Origin of the sequence: Novosphingobium arvoryzae (genome assembly GCF_014652615.1) — a bacterium.
GTDB classification, from domain to species: Bacteria; Pseudomonadota; Alphaproteobacteria; order Sphingomonadales; family Sphingomonadaceae; genus Novosphingobium; species Novosphingobium arvoryzae.
Map to the genome: position 1 here is coordinate 1 of NZ_BMZD01000030.1, position 526 is coordinate 526.

General features: G+C 57.0%; 1 rRNA gene. It reads right to left on the minus strand.

Going from position 1 to position 526, the window contains the following annotated elements:
- Nucleotides 1–526 (minus strand): 23S ribosomal RNA (locus tag IE113_RS16185); the annotation flags it as partial.

Here is a 526-nt window from a genome sequence, read left to right on the forward strand (position 1 = left end):
CCACATCCTTTCCCACTTAGCGTACGCTTAGGGGCCTTAGTCGGTGCTCTGGGCTGTTTCCCTCTCGACCATGGAGCTTATCCCCCACAGTCTCACTGCCGCGCTCTCACTTACCGGCATTCGGAGTTTGGCTAAAATCTGTAACCCGGTAGGGCCCATCGCCTATCCAGTGCTCTACCTCCGGCAAGAAACACACGACGCTGCACCTAAATGCATTTCGGGGAGAACCAGCTATCACGGAGTTTGATTGGCCTTTCACCCCTAAACACAGGTCATCCCCCAGGTTTTCAACCCTGGTGGGTTCGGCCCTCCACGAAGTCTTACCTCCGCTTCAGCCTGCCCATGGCTAGATCACTCCGCTTCGGGTCTAGAGCGTGCAACTCGATCGCCCTGTTCGGACTCGCTTTCGCTACGGCTTCCCCACACGGGTTAACCTCGCTACACACCGCTAACTCGCAGGCTCATTCTTCAAAAGGCACGCAGTCACGAGACACCAGCAAGCTGATGTCCGACGCTCCCACGGCTT